We start from the raw sequence: 19,928 nt of genomic DNA on the forward strand, positions 1-19,928 counted from the left end.
AACGGAAAAGGATCAATGGCATTTTTTCACCGGCCCATCGAACTTTTTCCGGCGCTATGGCACCAACGGCGTTAGAACACCGACAATGCTCGGTATCACAGCGAATGAGGAATTAGACGTGGGTATGAAAATCAAGACGCTGGGCATCCCGTTGGCGGTAGCTACCCTGCTGGCGTTGAGCGGTTGCTCGACGCAAACCGTGGTTACCCTGCAGAACGGCACCCAGTATTTGACCAAGGACATGCCGAAGACCAAAACCGACGACGGCTTCTATGAGTTCGAGGATATTTCCGGCGCCAAGGTGAAAGTGCGCGCCGATGAAGTGGCCACGGTGCGCAAGGAAGACTGACGAAGCAATACCCCTGTAGGCGCTGCCGAAGGCTGCGATCCTTTGATTTGCAAGTTCAAGATCAAAAGATCACAGCCTTCGGCAGCGCCTACAAAAACATCATTGATTGACAGGCATGCCTGGAATGCTGCCGTCGCAACGCAAGTACGTTCCACCCCGCCGGGCGACTTCGCCCTGCAAGCGCTGGCAACGTTCATAGTCCTGCTGCGCCATACGGTCGATGCTTAGATTGCCGGTAGGTTGCGGCTTTTTATCGTCGCCCAGCCGGAAGGTCACGAACGGCTGTTCCGGCTGAATCTGAAAGCGGCTTTTCTCTTCGACCGGTTCCACCGCCTCGGTTTTGGCCGGGCTCGGCAGTTGGTCGGTGGTCACTCCGTAACGGCTCAGAATCGAGCTTTGAGGCAGATCGGCCCAGGCATTGGCCGATAGCAGCGCCAGTCCCACAACCCCGACAGACCTCTTGAAACCTTTCACGTTTGAATCTCCTGTACTCAATGGCGGCTAGCTATAGAACGTGTGCGCACGTGCTGGCTTTAGGCCGCATTTGCTGTTTTCGCAGGGGTTTGAGTCAGGTCGTGGCTTATGAGTCACTTTTAAAGCCGAGTTATCGTTCTTCGCGAGCAGGCTCGCTCCCACACTGGATCTGTGTCGTTTACAAATCCCCTGTGGGAGCGAGCCTGCTCGCGAAAGGGCCCTTACCGGCACCCCATCAACATCAGGCGATCACAACACCATCAGTACTCAGGCTATTCAGCGACACCCCGACCAACGTCACCGAGTCGTTGCCAAACGTCAGCACCGTATCCTGTCCAACGGTCGCGGCATGGGCGCGGAAGTCCTCCGCCGGCAAAACACCCTGCACGCCGAGAAACACCAGTTTGTCATTGGACGTGTAACCGACCACCCGGTCCTGCCCAAACGCACCGTTGAACAGGAACGTATCCGCCCCGCCCCCCGACTCGATCAGGTCATTGCCGGCACCGCCGACAAACACGTCGTTGCCCGCGCCGCCAATCAAGTGATCGTTGCCATCCAGACCAAACAGCCAGTCGCCGCCGACATGTGCCTTGAGCGTGTCGGCGCCGCTGCCGCCCTTCACGCTCGACTCGTAGGCCGTGAGATTGTTACCGACCTTCAAGCCGCTGGCCGTGACGCTGTGGGTCACGTCATCCTTGAACAACCCCCAGAGGAAACCCGGCTCCTTGCTGACGATGGCGCCGATGTCGCGGGTGATGCTGATCCCGCCGTTGGCATCGCGGATGTACAGATGGCCGGCGCCGTCATTGGCGAAGTCGAAGCTGTTCACCGACTTCTGCAAGTCCAGCGTATTGCTGCCCTGCCCGCCGAGTATGACGTTGTAGCCACCACTGTCGCGGAAAGTGTCGTTGCCGGCGCGGCCTTCAAGGTAGTCACTGCCGCCACCCCCCTGGATCAGGTCATTGCTGTCGCTGCCGATGATGAAGGTGCTGCCCTTGTGGGTTTCGGCGTTGCGGTTGAGGTCCTGCACCCAGGTGTTGGCCCGCGCCGGGTCCGACAGGTTGGCGACGATGATCGTCGAGTCCTTGCTGGTCAGATCGTAGAATTTTGACTCGATTATCCGGTTCATACCGTCGCCGTACGCGGTCGGCAGGTGCGAGATCCAGGTCGGGATGTTGAGGATCGAGAACGGCAGCAGGTTCCACGCCGTCGAGGCGTAGTGATCGTTGAAGTTGACGATGTTGTCGGTGGCCGATTCCTTGGGCGCATCGTGGACGCCGACCGAGGCACCGGTGAAGGTCGAACCGTCGAGCGCACGGAACACCGGGTCGTTTTCGTAGCCTGCGTTGAGCACCTTGTCGGTACTGCTTTGGGTTGGCGAGGCGTAGGCAATGTAGTTGGAATCGTTGAAGAACCCGCCCCACTTGCCGCCGCTCAAGTCGGCCATGCTGTTGACCGCAAGGCCGCCGAGGCTATGGCCGCTGACCAGTATGTCTTTGCCGGTGAGGCCGTTGGCCCTGGCGAACGCCACCACGTCGTCGAGCAGATTGCCGAAGGCTTCGCCGACATAGTTCTTGGCGTAATCCTTGGGGCCGAACGCGGCGAGCAGGTCGTTGATCACGTCGCCGATGGCATCGAGGATCAGGTTCTCGCGCGGGCCGCTGGTGCCGCGAAAGGCAATGCCCAGTTCGGTGAGGTGGCCTTGGGCGTCATATTTGCCGAGGATTTCCACTTGGGCGCTGGTGTAACCGGGCTTCTCGCCAAAGAAGGTTCCGCGCGCGTCGGTCTTGCCGTCGTAGCCCAGTTGCGAAGCGGTGATCGGGGTCCAGCCGGCCTTTTTCACCGCGTCGAGGGCGAGTTTTTCTGAGTCGGGATTCCACGGAACACCGGGGATAACCCCTTGGGAATCGGTGCCACCGAGCAGTGCTGTGACCAGCGTAGCCGGCAGGCCGAGGCCGAAGCCGTTGTGCTGATACCCGGCAGCAAAGCCGTTATCGAGGTTGTGGTAGGAATACAGCGCGATCGCCATGGCATCACTGAACAACGCCTTGGAATCGGTTGTACTGAGATTTTTGTAGTCATACACACCCATCGCTATTGCCTCTCTTTTGTTGGAATTGTCAGAGATAGCTCACAGCCAGGGCGCCCCACGGGGACGCCCCGGAGCATTTCAAAACTACTTACTGCTTTTACTGTGGGAGCGAGCCTGCTCGCGAAGAAGGAGTGTCAGTCAACATTTGTATTGCTGACACATCGCTTTCGCGAGCAGGCTCGCTCCCACATTTGGATCTAGGCGAACACAAAACTTGCGTCTGACAGGTTAGCCACTCCGACCCCAACCAGCGTCACGGCAAACTCGCCAATCTTCAGCACGGTATCGCCGCCCGACTGCGCAGCGTGCTGCTTGTAGTCGTAGCCCTGCCCCGCGCCTTCGACGCCCATGAACACCAGTTTGTCGCTGCCTTGATAGCCGTTGATGGCATCAAACCCGAACGCACCGCTGAACAGGAAGGTGTTGTTGCCACCCACCGCCGTCATCACGTCGTTACCCGCGCCCCCGACGAAGGTCACATGGCCCTTGTCGCTGACCAGCTTGTCGTCGCCACCCAGCCCGAACAGCCAGTCACCGTCGGCCGTGGCGTGCAGGGCATTGCCGTAGCCGTCGCCGCTGAGCGAGTGGTTGTACTGGGTCAGCTCGTTGCCATTGGTCAACCCCTTGGCCGTCACGCCCCAGGTGATCTCCTTGCTGCTCCACCACGACCCCGACTCCTTGCTCACCAGCGCGCCAATGTCGCGGGTCATGCTGATACCACCGTAGGCGTCGCGCACATAGAGGGTGCCGTCACCGTCGTTGGCGAAGCTGAAGTTCTGCAACGGCTTCTGCAAGTCGAAGGTGTTGTGACCCTGGCCGCCGAGCAAGATGTTGTAGCCACCGTCATCACGGAAACGGTCATCGCCGCCCAGGCCTTCAAGGAAGTCGTTGCCCGCCCCGCCCTTGAGCCAGTCGCTGCTTTGCGTACCGATGATGAAGGTGCTGCCGGTGTGCGGTTCGCCGCTGCGCCCCAAGTCCTCGACCCAGGTTTTCCCCCGGGATGCTTCCTCCAGATTGGACACGACAATGGTCGAGTCTTTGTGGGTCAGGTTGTAGAACGTCGAATCGATCACCCGGTTCAAGCCGTCGGCATAGCCAAGCGAACTGTGAGCCGACCAGTTCAGCGGATTGGCGATGCTAAATGGCACCAGGTTCTGCGCGGTGGACGCGTAGTTGTCGGTGAAGTTGACGATGTTGTCGGTGGTCGAATCGTGCGGCTTGTCGTGTTTGCCCATCGACGCAGTGCTGAACGTGGTGCCGTCGAGCACACGGAACACCGGATCGTTTTCGTAACCAATGTTCAACACGTTGTTGCCGGTGCTGCTCTGGGTCGGCGAAGCAAACGACACGTAGTTGGCGTCCTTGAAAAAGCCGCCCCAATTGCTGCCGCTCAACTCGGCAACGCTATTGACCCCGAGACCGCCGAGGCTGTGGCCGCTGATCAGCACGTCCTTGGCCGCGATGCCGTGAGCGACGGAGAACGCCGCAACAGCCTTGAGCAAATTGTCGAAGGCATTCTTCGCATACTGAGTCGCGTAATCCGACGGCCCGATGGCCGCCAGCAGGTTGTTTTTCAGGTCGCCGAAGGTGTCGCTGTAACCCAGCCCACCCGTGCCCCGAAAGGCAACGCCGATCCCGATCAACTTGCCGGCGGCGTCGTACTTGCCGAGCACTTCAGCCTCGGCGCTGGTGAAGCCGTCCTTCTCGCCGAAGAACGTGCCCTGTGGCCCAACTTTGCCCTGATAACCCAGCGCCGTCGCGGTGACCGGCTTCCAGGCGGTGCCCGGCAAGGCTTGCCCTGTCGGCGTGTAGGCGTACAGCGTCAGGGCGATCGCGTCGCTGTATAACGCTTTGCCATCGGCATTTTTGTAATCGAACAGTCCCATGTTGTGCTCTCTCTTCCTTCAAGTCAGGACTGGCAGTTCCCTGGGGAACTGCCAGTGCTCCTTTAGAACTGCCAGTCGAGCGTCAGACCCACACCGTGGTCTTTCTCGTTCGAACCGATCAGCCCGTTGTAGTCCAGGTTGACCCGGACATCGCGATTGAGCGCCAACCCGGCGCGCACGCCGACCACCGCGGCATCACGATCCATCGACACACTCTGCACGGTGTAGGCGCTGTTGCCATTGGCGAAGGCCAGATGGCTGTCGGCATCGACACCGCTCAGGTTGTGCTGCCAGCCCAGGGATGTGCCCAGTTCCAGCTGATGTTTTTCCGACAGCGCGAAGGTGCGTTTGGCGCGAACGCCCAGGGTCGACAGCACCACATCGCGGTTGTCTTCACCGCCCTTGAGCGCCGCCGCATCACCCTTCTCGGTGAAGCTGTCGGTGTTCAAATGTACGTACGACAAATTGGCGAACGGCTCCAGATTCATCGGTTGCAGGCCCAGGTCGTAAGCCGCTTCGGTGAACACCTGGGTGGTCGCCGCATCGTGCTTGGTTTTCTGCTTGCCGCTGACATCGCCGAACTGCAGATCACGTTTCACATCCACGCGATGCCAGCTGTAAGCCGCACCAGCGGTCAAGCGCAATGCATCGATCTGATGGCCCAGGTATGCACCCAGGTGGTAGCTGTCGACGGACGCCGACGAATGCGTGCCACTGCCCATGCTCAGCGAGCTGTCGCTATAACCGGTAACGAAACCCAGGCGCGTATCTTCAGCGATCAAACCGTCAACCCCCGCCAGCAACCCGCCGATGGAACTGTTGGAGTCGGCATATTTATGCCCGCCATCGCTCTTGCCCCACGAACCCAGGACCTTGACCCAGGCATTGCTGCGGTCATCGGTGGGTGCGTTGGCGTTGAACAGATCACGCTCGCGCAGACGCTCGCCCACCGCTTCACGTAGATAGCGGCTGTCGTTGACCAGCATCGTGCCAATGGCCGGGTGAATTTCGCCGGACAACTGCTGGAAGGCTTGTTGCGCCGACGCGGCGTTTGGCGATAACAGCAGGGTTTCGAACAGCGCGTTGCCGGCCCCCAAAGCCTCGGCAGCGGCACCGACCGCCCGTTGATTGGGCGTCAGACCGACACTGGCGAAAGAAGCACCGTTGCGACCGACCTCAAGCTCAATGCCAGCGGCCGAGTAGGCCAGCGTGCCGCCAAGGAAGGCATAGTCCGGCAGTACTTGCCCGAATTGCCCCTGGATGCCGCCGGCCGCTTGCAGGATATTGAACTGAGTGCCGAGCAGGCTTTTCACTTGCGTGGTGGTCAGTAGTGTCGGGCTGTTTTCCAGCGACAGACTGACGGTGGCGCCATCAATCAGCGCTTTGCCACCGGCAACGATCTTGTCGCTGCTGGTTGGCGACACTTCTACCGCGTAGGTCGAACCACGCTCGAAGGTTACATCCCCTGCCACGTTCAGGGTGCCAATGGAATTGCCCGGTGCCACGGTGCCGCCGCTTTTCACCGCCAACGCGCCGATGCGACCATTACCGCCGAGAATCCCGCTGTCATTGACCGTCACTGCCGAAGCGAGCGAACCGTTGATGGCCAGACGGCCCTGATTGACCAGGGTCGGGCCGCTGTAGCTGTTGTTACCGGTCATCACCAGCGTACCAATGCCTTGCTTGGTCAAACCGCCGTGACCGGAAATGTCGTTGCGCCAGGTATCGAGGCCACAAGTGATGTCGTTGCACACGCGTTCGGTGGGTTTGCCTTGATCAATGATCGCGCCGATGCCTGGCAGATCCGCCACGAACTGGCCAGAACCGTAGGCCCCCTGAATGCGGAACTCTTCAGGAATATCCTGCTCGGTGACGAACATCGCCGGGCCATCAATGCCTTTGCGCAGGTTGATCATGCCCCAGCCGTACAAGGCGTCGATGCCCGGTGCGCCGAGGTCGGTGGCGGTAGTGCGCAAGACTGTGGCGACCTGATCGCCGGTCATGTACGGGAAGCGCTCCATCAGCACCGCCATGGAACCGGCCACGTGCGGCGCGGCCATCGAGGTGCCGTTGTAATTTTTGTAGCCGGTGGTGAGGTTGTCGGCGTTAGTGCCTTCGATGATCGCGCTGTAGATTTTTGTGCCCGGCGCCGAAACGCAGAAGCTCGCGGTGTAGCCGCAACGCGAGGAGAACGTACTCATGATGTACGGATTGGCGCTGGCCAGATCCGGGTTCTGCTGTAACGCGGCGACGGTAATCCAGTTCGGCGCAATTTCCGGGACGAAATAGCCGAGGCCGGCGATGGCGTCCGGGTTGTTCAGGTTGTAGTCGTTGCCGGCGGCGAAGATCGTCACGATGCCGCTGCGCGCTGCGGCGATCGCACCGTCGTAGGCGCCACCGGGCTTGGTACCGAGCAGCGTGCGGATCTCGTTGAACTGCACTTGCGCGTCGTTGACGGTGAAGTGCGGGTACGCCGGGTCGCGGCCACCGAGGTCGAAACGGTCGGTGATGCCGATGCCCCAACTGTTGTTGATGATCCGCGCGCCACTGGCGATCAGCGCGTCCCAACCGGCCTTGTACACCGCACCGTCGTTGCCGCGAACGATGCCGTCTTCCGGGCCCGGGTCGCCGTTGTCGGCGCTGATGATTTGCGCGCCGAAGGCTACGCCGTGCATCGGCCCGCCATCTCGACTGCCTGCGGCAATGCCGCCGACGTGGGTGCCGTGGGCGCCGAGTTTGCCGTCGAAGCCGACCGAGGGCGAACCGTCATAACGGAACGCATCCCCGGCTTTGACCGGGATGTAGGGGTCGGTGTATTCGCGAATGCCGCTGGTGACCAGGGTGATGACTTTATTGCTGCCGGAAAACTCCGGGTGCGCGGCGTAGACCGGCTGATCGAAGATCCCCAGCTTCACGCCTTTGCCGGTGTAGCCGGCGGCGTAAGCGTGATCGGCACCGATGGCCCTCAGCCCCCAGTCGGCCTGAAACTCGGCACTGCGCCAACTTGCCGGATCGCCTGTGCGACCGTTTTCCACGTAAGACGCAGCGTGTGCGGTGCCGAGTGCACACAACACGGCGCACGTCAGCGTTTTCAGGGCAAAGCGGCCACCCGTTTGCGCGGGGGTTTTATTCTTATTCATCCAGCGATCTTCCTTAGTGATGTTGCGAAAAATCCTGATCGTTCCCACGCAGAGCTCCGATCGTTCCCACGCTCCGCGTGGGAATGCAGCCCGTGACGCTCCGCGTCACTGGACGCAGAGCGTCCCTAGAGGCGTTCCCACGCGGAGCGTGGGAACGATCGGAGCGCAGCGATTAGAACTGCCAGTTCAGGCTCAAACCAACGCCATGGCTCTTCTCGCGATTGGCCAATTGCCCGTCGTAATTGAGGTTGACCCGTACGTCCTTGCTCAAGGCCAGACTGGCCTGCACGCCAACCAGCGCGGCATCGCGTACCAGTGCCGAACTTTCCACCGAATACGGCGTGCCACCGCTGGCAAAGCGCAGATGCTGTTCGGATTCGATGTCGCTCAGGCTGTGCTGCCAGCCGAGGTGGCCGCTGACATCCAGTGACTGCTGATTCGCCAGGTTGAAGGTCTTGATCGCCCGCACGCCGAGGGTGCTCAGCACTGCATCACGCTGATCGCCGGAGCTTTTCAGGGCCGCCGCATCGCCCTTCTCGGTGAAGCCTTCGCTGTCCAGATGCACATAAGCGAGGTTGGCGAACGGCTCCAGCGCCAACGGTTGCAGGTGCAGTCGATAGGCCGCTTCACCGAACACTTGAGTGGTGGCGGCATCAACCTTGGTTTTCTGTTTGGCGCTGACGTTGCCGTATTGCAGATCGCGTTTCACATCGGCGCGATGCCAGCTGTAGGCCGCGCCGGTGCTCAGGCGCCAGGCGCCGATTTCATGCCCGGCGTAGGCGCCGAGGTGGTAGCTGTCGACCTTGGCCGATGAGTGAGTGCCCGAGCCCATGCTCAGCGAGCTGTCGCTGTAACCGGTGACCAGTCCGATACGGGTCTGCTCGTCGAGCGCACCATCAACACCGGCGAGCAGGCCGCCGATCGATGTGCTGTAACCCGCCGTGTCGTGACCGGAATCCGTGGTGCCCCAAGCGCCCAGAGCCTTGATCCAGCCGTTGTTTTGCGTTGTCGAAGCATCGTGCAGGCGTTCGCCCACGGCATCGCGCAACTGGCGGCTGTCGTTGATCAGCATCGAACCGAGGGCGGGGAAGATTTCTCCGCTCAGTTGCTGAAAGGCTTGCTGCGCGGAAGCCGCATCGGCCGACAACAGCAGGCTTTCGTACACCGAATTGCCGGCGCCCAGGCTTTCGGCGGCAGCGGCTACCGAACGTTGATTCGGCGTTTGGCCAACGCTGGCGAATGGGGTCGCGTTGCGTTCGACATCGAGTTGAATGCCGTTGGCGGCGTAATCGAGGCTGCCGCCAATGAACAGGTAATCCGGCAGCACCGCCCCGAACTGGCCCTGAATGCCACCGGCCGCTTGCAGGATGTTGTACTGACGACCCAGCAGGCTTTGCGTTTCGGCTGCGCTGAGCAGCGTCGGGCTGTTCTCCAGCGACAGGCTGACCGTGGCGCCGCTGATGTTCGCTGCGCCACCGGCGACGATGCGGTCGCTGCTGGTCGGTGACAGTTCCACCGCGTAGGTCGAACCTGGGGCGAAGGTCACGTCACCGGCCACGTTCAAGGTGCCGATGGAGTTGCCCGGGGCCACACGCCCGCCGCTGTTGGCGGTCAGCGAACCGATCCGCCCGGAGCCGCCAAGGGTGCCGCCGTCGTTCACGGTAACGGCCGAAACCAGCGAGCCATTGACGCTCAGCAGACCGCCGTTGACCGTCGTCGGCCCGCGATAAGTGTTGTCCCCGGTGAGAAACAGGCGCCCTGCTCCGGACTTGATCAGGCTGCCCTGATACACCCGGTTGGCCGCTGCGGCATCGCGCGCCGTGCCAATGGCGTAATCCGTCTGATCCTGCTGACTGGCGCCGGCTGCAACGCCGTTCTGCCAGCCCTTGTCTTGCAGGGTTTGTTGCCAGGCCGTGTGCTCGGCGAGGTCTTCGCCCTGACGCTGGATCAGCGCCTTGTCGGAGATGTCATTGCTCCAGACATCGTTCTGCCCGGCCGCCAGATTGGCATCAAACGCCCCGAGCAACTGCCCCGGCCCGCGCATTGCCCGGTTCAGGTTGGCCACGCCCCAGCCAAGCCGTTCGGTGGGTGCATCGGTCACCGAGCCATCAAGTTGCGTAGCGGTGGTCAGCAGCACTTCCAGCGCCTGCTGGTTGTTCATGTACGGGTAACGTTCCATCACCAGCGCCAGTGCGCCAGTGGCGTGCGGCGCCGACATCGAGGTGCCGGACTTGATCGCATAACCGCCACCGGGAATGGTGCTGTCGATTTTCGCCCCAGGCGTGGTGATGCACCAGTACTTGGCGAGACCGCACTGGTTGTACTTCTGCTGATTGCTTTGATCGAGCCCGGACACGGCCAGCCAGTGGCCTTCCAGATCTGGCTGAAAGTACGGTAATGCCGAGCGCACGCTGGCGTTCGGGTAACCGCTGTTGCCGGCACTGAATACGTTGATCACGCCGCGACGGGAGACGTCGGCCGCCGCGTCAAGCCAGGTGCCTTTGTTGAAGTGCTGGGCGTACGCCGCATGCAGATCGGCCAGTGTGCGGTAACTGACATCCGGCGGCTGACTGCCCCAACTGTTGTTGATTGCGCGCACGCCGGCGTCGGCCAAGGCGTCGTACACCGCTTTGAAGTAACGCGGATCGGGATTGGGGCCGAACAGGAAGCTGTCGTTCTTGTTGGTGTTGCCCACGTAGATCTGCGCGTTGTACGCCACGCCGTGCATGCCGGCGCCATCGCGCGCGGCGCCCATGGTGCCGACCACGTGCGTGCCGTGGGAATCGTTGTTGGGGTTGAGGGTGCCGTCGACGTTGAACGGCGAGCCGTCAACGTAACTGCCGTTGGCGAGTACCGGGTGATAGCGCTCGGTGGCGAACTCTGGATGGGCGGCATCGAAGCCGGAGTCGAGGGCGCCGATTTTCACGCCTTTGCCGGTGATGCCCGCCGCATAGGCCTGATCAGCCTGCATGCGTGCGAGGCCCCAGTCGCGCTGGAATTCAGCGCTGCGCCAACTGGCGGGATCGCCGGGCTGACCGGCCTCCAGGTATTGAGCATGCGCCTGGGTTACGGAGACTGCGAGCAACAGGGTGCCGACCGAAATCGGTTTGATGCGTACTTCCATGTTCACCACTCACTTTTATTGTTTTATGCAGGGTCTTCTGCGGTGTTGCCTGTTCCCCTCACCCCAGCCCTCTCCCCCGGGAGAGGGAGCTGACCGAGGTGTCTTGCGTCATGCATCGACCTGAAATGTTGGATTCGCTAGCGCTCGTTCAAGTCGGTGTACTTCTGCAATATCCCCGGATCGGTCCCCTCTCCCTCTGGGAGAGGGTTAGGGTGAGGGCTGGTGAGCGACCACAAAAGCCTCATCCACCCGCGCCAGATCCTGCTCGTTCAAGGTCCCGGCGTAGTAATGCAATTTGGTCCAGGCCATCAAATAGTCGTAGCGCGCCTGCGCCAGATCGCGGCGGGTGGTGAACAGCTGTTGCTCGGCGTTCAACGCGTCGAGATTGGTCCGTTCACCGCCGAGGATGCTCTGTTTGGTCGACACCACCAGTGATTCGGCCGAGCTCAGGGCTTTCTGGTAAGCGCGCAATTTACTCACCCCGGACAGGCAAGCGCTGAACTGACGACGCAGTTCGATCAGCGTCTCGCGGGTCTTGCCATCGAGCTCATACTCGGCCTGTTCCATGGTGCGGCTGGCCTGCCGGGTGGACGCCGACACACCGCCACCGGCATACAGTGGCACGCTGACTTCCAGGCCGATGGTGTTGGTCTCGTAGCGCTGGTTGTAGGTGTTGCCGCTTTCCGATTCGTTCTGGCGCATTGAGGCATAGGCGTTGATTTTCGGCAGGTGCCCGGCACGGTTGCGCTCAACCTCGTAACGCGCCACTTCCACGGCCTGACGTTGCGAAGCCAGGTTCGGGTTATTGCTGATCGCCATTTCGTGCCAGGTGTCGTAGTTGGCCGGCATCAGCGCGAAGGTCTGGAAGTTCTGATCCAGCGGTGCCAAATCACCGATATCCACCGCAGGCGCACCGACAAGCGCACCCAGTTCACGCAGCGCGGCATCCTGTTCGTTGCGCGCTTCGATCTCCTCGGCCGTCGCCAACTCATAGCGTGATTCGGCTTCAAGAATATCGGTGCGCGTACCTTCGCCCTGCTTGAACATGTGCTCGTTTTGCTGGAACTGCTGTTCGTAGGCCTTCTTCTTCGCCTGAGCGATGTCGATCTGGTCCTGGGCAAACAAGGCCTTGGTGTAGTTATCCAGGACCCGCACCAGCAACTCCTGACTCTTGCCGCGAAAGTTCTCGTCGGCGAACAGCGCCTGCGCCACACCCTTGCGATACGCCGCATAAGCTTCGTAATCGAGCAACGGCTGTTGCAATGTCAGGGCCGAACCGTAACTGCTGTAATTGCGATCGTCGGTGCGATTGCGCGCACGCTCATCAAGGGACGTGGCTTTGGACGAGTTGCGGCCCTTGTTGTAGGTGTAGCCGATTCGCGGCAGCAACCCGGCGCGGCCAATGGCGCGGTTCTCAAGGCCCGCGTCGCGTTCCTTCATCGCCCCGAGGAACACCGGGTCATTGCGCAACGCCTGTTCGTAAATCTCGAACGGCCCCATGGCCGCTACCGCCGAGTGGCTCGCGAGCAGCATCAATGCTGCTGCGAGCATGGAAAGCTTATTCATACAGCCGAACATCCTTATTCTTCGGTCAACGCAGAACCGGCCCGGTCGAGCAGCGGTTTGAACAGATAGTTGAGCAGCGAACGCTCGCCGGTACGCACGAACATTTCTGCCGGCATGCCGGGTTTGATCACCAGCCCGTTGAGTTTTTCCATGGCCTGGTCGCTGACGCTGCTGCGCAGCACGTAATACGGCACGCCGGTTTTCTCATCGACCATCTGGTCGGCGGAAATCAGGCTGACCTCGCCCGGCACACGCGGGGTTTTGCTCTGGTTGAACGCGGTAAACAGGATATCCACCGGCAAATGTGAGCCAACCTTGTCGATCAGGTGGATTGGCAAATGCCCTTCCACTTCCAGCGTGGTGCCTTGCGGAACGATCTCCAGCAGGGTTTCGCCCTGACGCACCACGGCGCCTTCGGTGTGTACGCCAAGGTTGACTGCCACACCTTCGGCAGTGGCCAGAATCTCGCTGTGTTGCAGGTCGAAACCGGCCGAGGTCAGCTGTTCCGACAAGGTCACGCTTTTGAGCTGCGCGTCGGCCAGTTGCGTGCGGACTTCCTTCTGATATTCCTCGCTGTGCTGTTGCAGCTTCAGGCGCGATTCGAGGATGCCCTGCTCCACGCGACCGCTTTCACCGGTGTTTTCTGCCAGTTGCTGCTGCACTTGCGACAGTTGGCGCTGATATTCCATCAGGCGATTGCGCGGGATGTAGCCGTTGTCGGCCAGCGGTTGCAGGTTGCTCAGTTGCTGTTGCAGCGAGTCGGCCTGAGCGTTGAGGTCGGTGCGCGCGCGGCGCATGCCGGCCAGTTGCGCAGTGGCACCTTCGATGCTGGCGCGCAGCCCGGCCTGTTCGCGATAAAAGGCTTCGCGGCGGCTGCTGAACAGTTGGCGTTGACCTTCCAGCACCAGTGCCAGACGCGGGTCCGGATCGTTGCTCAGTTCTGCCGGAAAGGTCACTTGCTTGAGATTGTCACGCTCGGCCTGCCAACGCGCCAGGCTGGCCCAAGCCATGCGGTATTGCGCTTGCAGCGATTGCACGTCGGCGGCGACTTGCGTCTGGTCGAGACGGAACAGCGGTTGCCCCTGCTTCACGATCTCGCCTTCACGCACCAGGATCCGGCTGACCACGCCGGCACTCATCGACTGCACGGCTTTGCGTTTGCCGGACACAACCACCGTGCCCTGCACCGGAATGCCCTGATCCAGTGGCGCCAAAGCCGCCCAGGTAAAGAAGCTGCCGGCGCCGACAATGGCCAGAATCCAGCCCATGCGTGCGAAGAATTTCGCATCGCGCTCCGGCCGTTCGGTGACGTAAGCGTGTTCCATGCTCGCTTCGTTTTCAGTGTTCATGCTTGCGCTGCTCATACACCCGAATTCCTTGTCGAGGGCTGATACTGCCGACTCATGCTAAGCCCGCCCGGTGCTTGCGCAGGTTTCTCGCGTTGTTGTTCATTGGCGGCGCCGGACAGCGCTTTGAGCACTTCCTGACTGGCGCCGAAGGCTTGCAAGCGACCGTCGTTGAGCACCAGCAATTTGTCCGCCTGGGCCAGTACCGAAGAGCGATGCGTCACCAGTACCACCGTGGTGCCCTGGGCCTTGAGCTGCGCAATGGCGCTGGCCAATGCCGCTTCGCCGACGGTGTCGAGGTTGGAGTTGGGTTCATCGAGTACCACCAGGCTTGGCGTGCCATACATGGCGCGGGCCAGTGCCACTCGCTGCTTCTGGCCACCGGACAAGCCGCTGCCGTCCTCGCCCAGTTGGGTGTCATAACCTTGCGGCAGGCGCAGGATCATTTCGTGGACGCCCGCCTGTTGCGCGGCGGTCACGACTTTTTGCGGGTCAGCCTCGCTGAAACGCGCGATGTTCTCGGCGACGCTGCCGCTGAACAGTTCGATGTCCTGTGGCAGGTAGCCGATGTACGGGCCGAGTTGGTCGCGGTTCCAGCGATGAATGTCTGCGCCGTCCAGCCGCACCGTGCCACCGAGCGTCGGCCATACACCGACCAGCACGCGGGCCAGGGTCGACTTGCCCGAACCGGATGCGCCCAGCACGCCGAGCACTTCGCCGGCACCGAGATTGAAATTGACCATGTGCAGGGTCGCCGCGCGTTGCCCCGGCGGGCCGGCGCTGACCTGTTCGAAGGTGATCTGGCCTTTCGGTGCCGGCAACGCCATGGCGTCATCGCTGGGCGGGAAGGCTTGCAGCAACGCGTCGAGACGCCGGTAAGCCAGCTTCGCCCCGCTCCACTGCTTCCATACGGCAATCAACTGGTCGATGGGGCTCAGCACGCGTCCCATGAGGATGGAGCCTGCGATCATCATGCCGGCGGTCATGTCGCCCTTGATCACCAGCAATGCACCGAGGCCCAGCACCAACGATTGCAGGCACAGGCGCAGGGTTTTACTCAGCGAACTGATGACCGCGCCGGTGTCGCTGGCCTGATTCTGCAAGCCAAGAAAACGCGAATGCACCTGGAACCAGCGCTTGCGCAACGAACCGAGCATGCCCATCGCCTGAATGGTTTCGGCGTTGTGCAAGTGACTGGTGGCCAACTGGCTGGATTTCTGTGAAAAACCGGCGGCTTCGCCCAGCGGCTTTTTGGTCATGTATTCATTGAGGCAGGCCAACGCGATCAGCAACAGCGCGCCAGCGGTGGCGAGCACACCGAGCCAGACGTTGAACAGGTAGATCACGAACAGGTACACCGGAAACCACGGCGCATCGAAAAACGCGAACAGCGCAGGCCCGGTGACGAATTGCCGAATGTGCGTCAGGTCGCCCAGCGATTGCCCGGCGTTGCCCTCGCCCTTGAACAGGTTGCGCTCGAACGCTGCCTGGTAGACGCGCAGATTGAAGCGCCGCTCCAACTGACTGCCAATGCGGATCACGATGAAGCTGCGCACCACTTCCAGCAGACCGATAAAGGCAAAGAAACCGACGACCATCAGCGACAGCATCGCCAGGGTGGTTTCGTTCTGCGACGACAGCACCCGGTCATACACCTGCAGCATATAAATGGAGGGCACCAGCATCAGCACGTTAATCAGCGCAGTAAAGCATCCGACGCTGATCAGAATGCTTTTATAGTCACCCAATGCCTTGAATAAGGGCGCGGTGGCTGGGGCATTCGCCATCTTCATTGATTTTTCCTGAAATGATGGGTCCCGCCAAATCAGGCGAGCACTCAATTAATGTTCCGCTTACCTGCGAAAGATGATTTGCAAGTACCCGCTTACAATTCAATAACAACTTCAGCTCGAACGTCGGCATCACTTATAACGTTCAAGCCTTGCCTTATATTCAACTTGGCAACCTGCGTATTTACTTCGCTGCACGTTCGAATGTAACGATGAGGCCCGACTTCAAAGTGCTCTTATAAAGCCCGTCATGTTGTCGGCTGAAGAACACTATTCTTGACCCTTCTTTGCCGGTAATGGAAAGACCGTCCGGATCGGGAAACCAGCCGATGACATCGTTTCCGAACCATGCGCTCAAACAATCTGCGCCTTTGCCAACCGTCTGGTTGAGTTGCAACTCGACATCGCAGGTGTTCGATGGCTTGTCCTGCTGTTTTTGCGCTTCGGCGGCGTCGGTGCCGGCGCTCAGCGTCGCCTGCCAGTGCCCGGCGAATACCGAGGGTTCTTCGAGTCTGAGGCTGCTTGCCATGGTTGCTTCTCCGGAAATCATCATTAGCGCCGCCATTAGCCACGCCTGCTTCATGTAGGTAAAAACGTTTCGACTCATAGGAAATTTCACTCCAGCATGTAGCCTTGCCTACCGGGCAGGACGATGCAAGCGAAGAAAACGGCGCATCACGCGCCGCTTTCCTGTTTCACATCAAGCCACGATGTCGCTGGTGGCTGCCTGGCCAACGGTGCTGACCTGGAAGTCGGCGCTGCCGTGCCCGGAGAAGTCCACCGACAACAGGCTGTTGCCGCCCGACGAAGTCAGAATCGCGTCGCCGGCTGCACCGGTGAAGCTGCTGACAAAGTGCAGGCCGGCGCCTTTGGTGATACCGGTCAGGTCGATTTTGTCCAGGCCACTGACGAAATCGAGGATCTGATCGATCGCACCCGGCTTGGAATCGGAACTGGCTGCGAACACAAAGGTGTCCGAACCGGCACCGCCCCACAGCTTGTCGGCACCGCCAGCCCCGTAGAGGATGTCGTTACCGGCACCGCCCTTCAGTTCGTTGGCCACGCTGTTACCAATCAACAGGTCGTTGCCCGAACCGCCGATGGCGTTCTCGATGATGGCGCCCTTGGCGATGGACACGTTGCCCACCATGCCGCCAACGTCGGAGAACGAGGCGTCATTGAGGTTGATCTTCTGGTTCTGGGTGAAACCCGAGAAGTCCAGAGTATCCTTGCCGCCTGCGTCCCAGACCGAGAACACGACCTTGTCACTCGACGACGAGGCGCTGAGGAAATCACGCCCGGTGTTGGAGTTAAAGCCGTAGGTGGTGTCACCGGTGCGCGTGGTGGTGTTGGCACCGTAAAGTTTCTGGATGGCAGCGATATCGTCCATCAGCGGGCCCGAGGAATAGGCTTCCACGCCGCCCTTGCTGAAGTTCTGATTGGTGTTGCTCTCGCCCCAGTAACTCATGACGCTGTAGCCGCGGGTATCTTGCCCGTAGGTCGCGTCTTTGTAGGTCGGGTTGCCATTACCGGCGTTGTAGTCGCCAGGGTGAGCAAGGCCCAGGGAGTGGCCAATTTCGTGAGTCAGGGTCTGACGACCGTAGTTGTTCAGATCCGGATTCTTGTTTTGCGTGTAGCCACTGTTAATCAGATACCACGAAGTGCCGTCATAGCCGGCGCCGGTACCTGGCAGATAGGCGAACGCTGCAGCACCATCCTGGCCACCGCTGTAGTTACCGAAGGTCATGTGGCCGTCACCGCCCGAGGCTTTCTCGGTGAAGGTCACGTTGGCCACATCGGCCCAGGACTGCATGGCGAGCTTGGCCTGAGCCTGTTGTTGAGCGCTGAACTGACTGAACCCGGTGATCTCGTGCTTGTTCATCGTGCTGGACGATGCCGAAGTCAGGAACGTGTAGGTGAGTTCGATCTTGCCGCTGCCATCCTTGTCCTGGTAGGCAGCACCGTCGCGCAGCAACTGGGTTGCAGCCTGGTCGACGGAGTAGGAGGGTTTGCCATTGACCGTGAGGTTGCCGCCACGATCGTATTGATGGCTGAAGCTATTGATCTGGTTATACGCCGAGCTGGCTGCGGCCAGTGGTTGAGGCGCTGCCGACAGCTGGAAAGCCTGTTCGGCGGTATCAATAGCATTCGTTTTAACTTTCGACATAAACACACTACCTTGTTTAGCAATGGAACAGTTTTTGTCAGATAGCGACAATCTCTGGCGAGATCGTCCTATCACTCGCCCAATGAAGGCATCAGAAACCTGACACAATTTGAAATCTGCCGTAAAGCATTTTTTTGAGATCAAATCGGGCTGTTTCGTAAAACTGCCGTAAACAAAGCCTGCGCGGTCGAAAGAATGTTTTTGCGAGCGGCTTTTAGCCTAATTGTCTGACGATTTTCTATTTAATTATTAAATAAAGCTAAGTTTGTTTTTGTCGAAAGCGTCTCACTTTTTGCCACTTATTAGTGCAAGTGCAAGTGCCAGTGCATTGATATCAATCAATTACAGACGCTGGAAACCAGTGTGGGAGCGAGCCTGATCGCGAAAGCGGTGTGTCATCCAACATGGCTGTCGGCTGAACGGACGCCTTCGCGAGCAAGCTCGCTCCCACAGGATTTTTGTTGTATCAGCTACCGGTACGAATCTTGTTCCAGACCCGCGTACGAATCCGGTCAATGTTCAACGGCATCGCTTCGAGCGCAAACAACTTGCCCATCATCTCCGGACTCGGGTAGACCTTGGTGTCGTTCTTGATCGCCGGGTCGATCAGGCTGTCGGCTTGTTCGTTGCCGTTGGCGTAGTGCACGGAGTTGCTGATGTCAGCCATCACGTCCGGGCGCAGCAGGTAGTTCATGAACGCGTAACCGGCCTTCTCGTCCGGCGCATCGTTGGGCATGGCGACCATGTCGAACCAGATTGCCGAGCCTTCCTTGGGAATCGCATAGCCGATTTCGATGCCGTTTTTCGCCTCTTTGGCGCGGCTCTCGGCTTGCAGGATGTCGCCGGAAAAACCTACCGCCACACAAATGTCGCCATTGGCCAGGTCGCTGGTGTATTTCGAGGAATGGAAGTAGCTGACGTACGGCCGCACCTTCATCAGCAGCGCTTCGGCTTTCTTGTAGTCCTCGGGATTCTTGCTGTGGTGCGGCAAGCCCAGGTAGTTGAGCGCCGCCGGGAGCAATTCCGGGCCGTTGTCGAGAATCGCCACGCCGCACTTCTGCAACTTTTCCATGTATTGAGGCTTGAAGATCAGGTCCCAGGAATCCACCGGCGCGTCATCGCCCAACACTGCCTTGATTTTGGCGACGTTGTAACCGATGCCGGTGCTGCCCCAAAGGTAGGGGAAGCCGTGCTCGTTGCCCGGATCATTGGTCTGTAAGGCCTTGAGCAGCACCGGATTGAGGTTCTTCCAGTTAGGTAACTGGCTCTTGTCGAGCTTCTTTAAAGCCCCGCCCTGAATCTGCCGCGCCATGAAGTGGTTGGACGGGAACACCACGTCGTAACCGGAGTTGCCGGTCATCAACTTGCCATCCAGGGTTTCGTTGCTGTCATAGACGTCATAGGTGACGCCGATGCCGGTTTCTTTCTGGAAGTTCTTGGTGGTGTCCGGCGCGATGTAACTGGACCAGTTGTAGACCTTGACCGTGTCGGCGGCGTGACTGATGGAGGCGGCCAGCAGCAGCGGCGCCAAGGCGAGGGTTTTCTGGATCATGGGTCGATTCCTGTAGAGGCTATTGTTGTTGGCAGGCAATCAAAGGGATCAAGCAATCAGAAAATCAGCACGTAGGTCTTGCGCACGGTCTCGTGGATATCCCAGATACCGAGGGTGTTGGCCGGCAACATCAGTGCGTCGCCACCTTGTATGTGCAGGGTTTCGCCGCCGTCGTCCGGGGTGAACGTGCAGCGCCCGGAGATGAAATGGCAGAACTCCTGCGCAGTGATCTGCCGGCGCCAGCGGCCGGGGGTGCACTCCCAGACGCCGGTTTCGACACCGTCGTCGCGTTCAACGCTGGTGGTCGAAGCAATGGCAATCGGCTCGCCAAGGGGAACGGCGACCGGGCTGGATTCATCCAGGGGGAGCGTGGCGGTATTTTTGAACTGGGTGATGCTCATGGCGTTACCTGTCTTGGGGCTGTCTTAAAGTAAAGCGA

General features: G+C 60.1%; 13 protein-coding genes. 1 reads left to right on the top strand and 12 read right to left on the bottom strand.

Features of this window, described 5'->3' with window-relative positions:
- Nucleotides 1–124: 124 nt before the first annotated feature.
- On the top strand, nt 125–349 hold the full coding sequence (locus CKW18_RS01690) for a YgdI/YgdR family lipoprotein (RefSeq protein ID WP_095187158.1): 225 nt from the start codon (nt 125–127) through the stop codon (nt 347–349).
- Nucleotides 350–448: 99 nt separating this feature from the next.
- Here CKW18_RS01690 and CKW18_RS01695 read toward each other — a convergent pair whose 3' ends face one another.
- From CKW18_RS01695 to CKW18_RS01750, 12 genes are all read right to left on the bottom strand, one after another.
- On the bottom strand, nt 449–823 hold the full coding sequence (locus tag CKW18_RS01695) for a hypothetical protein (protein WP_095187159.1): 375 nt from the start codon (nt 821–823) through the stop codon (nt 449–451).
- 241 nt (nt 824–1,064) lie between these two features.
- Nucleotides 1,065–2,918, bottom strand: coding sequence for a polyurethanase (locus CKW18_RS01700; protein ID WP_095187160.1), 1,854 nt, complete (start codon nt 2,916–2,918; stop codon nt 1,065–1,067).
- A 197-nt stretch (nt 2,919–3,115) separates the two neighbouring features.
- A complete protein-coding gene (locus tag CKW18_RS01705; RefSeq protein WP_095187161.1) occupies nt 3,116–4,804 on the bottom strand; it encodes a polyurethanase in 1,689 nt (562 codons plus the stop codon).
- A gap of 62 nt (nt 4,805–4,866) precedes the next feature.
- A complete protein-coding gene (locus tag CKW18_RS01710) occupies nt 4,867–7,944 on the bottom strand; it encodes an autotransporter serine protease (protein ID WP_095187162.1) in 3,078 nt (1,025 codons plus the stop codon).
- A 172-nt stretch (nt 7,945–8,116) separates the two neighbouring features.
- Entirely contained in the window at nt 8,117–11,068 is a 2,952-nt protein-coding gene (locus tag CKW18_RS01715) for an autotransporter serine protease (protein ID WP_095187163.1), read from the bottom strand.
- 207 nt (nt 11,069–11,275) lie between these two features.
- On the bottom strand, nt 11,276–12,646 hold the full coding sequence (locus CKW18_RS01720; RefSeq protein WP_095187164.1) for a TolC family outer membrane protein: 1,371 nt from the start codon (nt 12,644–12,646) through the stop codon (nt 11,276–11,278).
- A 2-nt stretch (nt 12,647–12,648) separates the two neighbouring features.
- Nucleotides 12,649–13,998, bottom strand: coding sequence for an HlyD family type I secretion periplasmic adaptor subunit (locus tag CKW18_RS01725; protein ID WP_095187165.1), 1,350 nt, complete (start codon nt 13,996–13,998; stop codon nt 12,649–12,651).
- Complete coding sequence (locus CKW18_RS01730; RefSeq protein ID WP_095187166.1) at nt 13,995–15,773, bottom strand: type I secretion system permease/ATPase; 1,779 nt, start codon at nt 15,771–15,773, stop codon at nt 13,995–13,997. Before CKW18_RS01730 ends, CKW18_RS01725 begins: the two co-directional genes overlap by 4 nt.
- A gap of 181 nt (nt 15,774–15,954) precedes the next feature.
- Nucleotides 15,955–16,377: an AprI/Inh family metalloprotease inhibitor gene (locus tag CKW18_RS01735; protein ID WP_170947199.1), complete on the bottom strand. Its 423-nt coding sequence runs from the start codon at nt 16,375–16,377 to the stop codon at nt 15,955–15,957.
- A gap of 93 nt (nt 16,378–16,470) precedes the next feature.
- Nucleotides 16,471–17,937 (bottom strand): serralysin family metalloprotease, encoded by a 1,467-nt coding sequence (locus CKW18_RS01740; protein ID WP_095187167.1) that lies wholly within the window; start codon nt 17,935–17,937, stop codon nt 16,471–16,473.
- A 466-nt stretch (nt 17,938–18,403) separates the two neighbouring features.
- Nucleotides 18,404–19,489, bottom strand: coding sequence for a polyamine ABC transporter substrate-binding protein (locus CKW18_RS01745; protein WP_095187168.1), 1,086 nt, complete (start codon nt 19,487–19,489; stop codon nt 18,404–18,406).
- A gap of 56 nt (nt 19,490–19,545) precedes the next feature.
- Nucleotides 19,546–19,890, bottom strand: a complete 345-nt coding sequence (locus tag CKW18_RS01750) for a cupin domain-containing protein (RefSeq protein WP_095187169.1) — start codon at nt 19,888–19,890, stop codon at nt 19,546–19,548.
- Nucleotides 19,891–19,928: the final 38 nt, after the last annotated feature.

Origin of the sequence: Pseudomonas sp. Irchel 3E19, assembly GCF_900187585.1 — a bacterium.
Classification (GTDB): Bacteria; Pseudomonadota; Gammaproteobacteria; order Pseudomonadales; family Pseudomonadaceae; genus Aquipseudomonas; species Aquipseudomonas baetica.